Genomic DNA, 2,938 nt, shown 5'->3' with positions numbered 1-2,938 from the left:
CCGTCCGCCGAGCCGCCGCTGCCCCAGGGCCCGCCCATCATCGGCCTGTGCGTCTACTCCAACGCCCAGGCGCTGGGGCAGTCCGCAGTGGGCAAGGCCTATGCGACGCGCATGCAGCAGCTCCAGGCCCAGGCCGCCGCCGAAATCAGCGGCCAGCAGACTTCGCTGCAGACCCAGGAGAAGGCCCTGGTCGCCAAGCGCGCCACCCTCAGCCAGGAGCAGTTCGCCCAGCAGGCCCAGCCGCTGCAGGCCCAGGAGCAGGCTCTGAACCAGACCGCCGACGCTCGCACTCGCGATCTCCGCTACACCGCCGCGCGTCAGCAGCAGCGCCTTGCCGCCGTCCTGGAGCCGCTGGTCCGCAGCGCCTATGTCGGCCATCACTGCTCGGTGCTGCTGAGTGGCGACACCGTCATGGCGGCCAACCACGACATGGACCTGACCCAGGAAGTGATCGCCTCGCTGAACAGCAGGATGACCACCATCACCTTCGACCGCGAGACCGCCCCGGCCCAGTAGACGGGGTGCAGGGGATGGCGGCGCCCGATCCCCGCTTCTACGAGACTCTGGCGCCCGCCAGCGCTGCTGAGCTCGCGGAGCTGAGCGGCGCCGTGTTGGCCGATCCGGTCCGAGGCGACCTGGTCCTGACCGGCGTCGCGCCGCTGCGGCATGCGAGCGGCGCTGCGGCCGGTTTCCTCTCCGACCGCAAGCATCTGGACGCCCTGCACGCCAGCAAGGCCGGCGCCTGTTTCGTGGCCCCGGCGCTGGTCGACGCCGTGCCCGCAGGCTGCGTCGCCCTGCTGACCGCCGAACCGCAGGCCGCCTACGCCAAGGCCGCCCAGCGCTTCTACCGCGTGCGCCGGTCGGAACCCGGCGCGCCGCTGGTCCATTCGACCGCCCGGCTGGAAGATGGCGTGGTGCTCGGCCCCGGCGTCGTACTAGGGCCGGGCGCGCGGGTCGGCTCGGGGACCGAGATCGGCGCCTACACCGTCCTTGGTCCGGGCGTCTGCATCGGGCGCGATTGCCAGCTCGGCTCCAACGTCGCCATCGGCTTCGCCCTGGTCGGCGACCGGGTGCGCATCCTGTCCGGCGCGGTGATCGGGGAGGCGGGCTTCGGCATCGCCGGTGGGAGCGCCGGGGCCATGGACATCCCCCAGCTCGGCCGGGTGATCCTGCAGGACGGGGTGACGGTGGGCGCCTGCACCTGCATCGACCGCGGCGCCTATGACGACACCGTGGTGGGGGAGAACACCAAGATCGACAACCTGGTCCAGGTCGCCCACAACTGCGTCATAGGTCGCAATTGCGTGCTGGCGGGCCATGTCGGCCTGTCCGGCAGCGTGACGGTGGGCGACGGGGCCATGTTCGGCGGCCGGGCCGGCATCGCGGACCATATCAGCATAGGGGCGGGCGCCCGGGTCGCGGCCGCCGCGGGCGTCATGCGCGACATCCCTGCGGGCGAGACCTGGTGCGGCGCTCCGGCCCGCCCTATCCGCACCTTCATGAAGGAGGTCGCCTGGCTGTCCAGGAGCGCCGCCGCCAAGGCCCAGCCGCAATGACCGAGACCGAACTTCAGGCTTTGGCCGAGGCGGCCCCGCCGCCCGTCAACATCGACATGCAGGAGATCCTGCGCCGCATCCCGCACCGCTATCCCTTCCTGCTGGTGGACCGGGCGGAGGACTATCGGGCCCACAAGTCCATCGTGGGCATCAAGTGCGTGACCTTCAACGAGCCCTACTTCCCCGGCCACTTCCCCGGCAATCCGGTGATGCCGGGCGTGCTGATCTGCGAGGCCATAGCCCAGACCGGGGCGGTGCTGATGTCCAAGTCGCTGAACGCCGATGTCGAGGGCAAGGCGATCATGTTCATGTCGCTGGACAACGCCCGCTTCCGCCAGCCTGTCCGCCCTGGCGACGTGCTGCGGATGCACGTCCAGGTGACCCGCGCCCGCGACGTGGTGTTCAAGTTCGCGGGCAAGGCTTACGTGGGCGACAGGGTCGCGGCAGAGTGCGAGTTCGCCGCCATGGTGGTCGAGGCCCCCAAGTGAGCCCCACCTCTTGAGCGCGACCATCCACCCAAGCGCCCTGGTCGACCCCAAGGCCGAGCTTGGGTCGGGCGTGGAGATCGGCCCCTACTGCATCGTCGGTCCCGACGTCGTGCTGCACGACGGCGTGCGGCTGCTCAACCACGTCAACGTCGAGGGCCATACCGAACTCGGCCCGGCCTGCACCGTGCACTCCTTCGCCAGCCTGGGCGGCGCGCCTCAGCACCTGGCGCACAAGGGCGAGCCGACCCGGCTGATCGTGGGCGCCCGCAATTCCATCCGCGAGCACGTCACCATGAACACCGGCACGGTGGTCGGCGGTGGCGTCACCCGGGTCGGGAACGACGGCCTGTTCATGGTCGGCAGCCACGTGGCGCACGACTGCGTGGTGGGCGACCACGTGGTCTTCGCCAACAACGCCACCCTGGGCGGCCACGTCCACATGGGCGACTACGTCTTCATGGGCGGGTTGTCGGCGGTGCACCAGCACACCCGAGTGGGCCGCCAGGCCTTCATCGGCGGGCTGGCCGCGGTGACCAAGGACGTGATCCCCTTCGGCTCGGTCTGGGGCGTCTACGCCCACCTGGAGGGGCTGAACCTGGTGGGGCTGAAGCGCCGCGGCTTCGGGCGCGAGCAGATCAAGGACCTCCGCTCCGCCTACCGCCTGCTGTTCGGCCCGGAGGGCACCTTCCAGGAGCGCCTGGACGACGTAGCCCGCGTTTTCGCCCATCACCCGGACGTGAGCGAGATCGTCGACTTCATCCGCGCCGGCGCTAGCCGCCCCCTATGCCTGCCCACGCTGGACTGAGTGGCGGGTCTTCTCTCCCCCTGCGCAGCGGGGGAGGGGACCATGCGCAGCATGTTGAGGGGGGCGTCGCCGCCGCTGGCGTTTCAGGC

4 protein-coding genes are annotated in these 2,938 nt (G+C 70.7%); all 4 read left to right on the top strand.

Features of this window, described 5'->3' with window-relative positions; genetic code table 11:
- The coding region (locus HUV06_RS15635) for an OmpH family outer membrane protein (protein ID WP_174302165.1) at window positions 1-516 on the top strand (516 nt) is incomplete at its 5' end.
- 14 nt (window positions 517-530) lie between these two features.
- Window positions 531-1,556 (top strand): UDP-3-O-(3-hydroxymyristoyl)glucosamine N-acyltransferase, encoded by a 1,026-nt coding sequence (lpxD, locus tag HUV06_RS15630; RefSeq protein ID WP_174302164.1) that lies wholly within the window; start codon window positions 531-533, stop codon window positions 1,554-1,556.
- The gene (gene fabZ, locus HUV06_RS15625) at window positions 1,553-2,044 is read left to right on the top strand and encodes a 3-hydroxyacyl-ACP dehydratase FabZ (protein ID WP_174302163.1); all 492 of its coding nucleotides are present in this window, start codon (window positions 1,553-1,555) and stop codon (window positions 2,042-2,044) included. The genes lpxD and fabZ overlap by 4 nt, the downstream gene beginning before the upstream one ends.
- 10 nt (window positions 2,045-2,054) lie before the next feature.
- Complete coding sequence (gene lpxA / locus HUV06_RS15620) at window positions 2,055-2,849, top strand: acyl-ACP--UDP-N-acetylglucosamine O-acyltransferase (protein ID WP_174302162.1); 795 nt, start codon at window positions 2,055-2,057, stop codon at window positions 2,847-2,849.
- Window positions 2,850-2,938: the final 89 nt, after the last annotated feature.

The sequence above is a fragment of the Caulobacter sp. S45 genome (genome assembly GCF_903642205.1).
Taxonomy (GTDB): domain Bacteria; phylum Pseudomonadota; class Alphaproteobacteria; order Caulobacterales; family Caulobacteraceae; genus CAHJWH01.
This window is presented reverse-complemented; position numbering and strand designations above follow the sequence as displayed.

Excerpts from the sequence above, each read along its gene's own strand:
- lpxD (WP_174302164.1), top strand. The coding sequence starts at position 531 with ATGGCGGCGCCCGATCCCCGCTTCTACGAGACTCTGGCGCCCGCCAGC.
- fabZ (WP_174302163.1), top strand. The coding sequence starts at position 1,553 with ATGACCGAGACCGAACTTCAGGCTTTGGCCGAGGCGGCCCCGCCGCCC.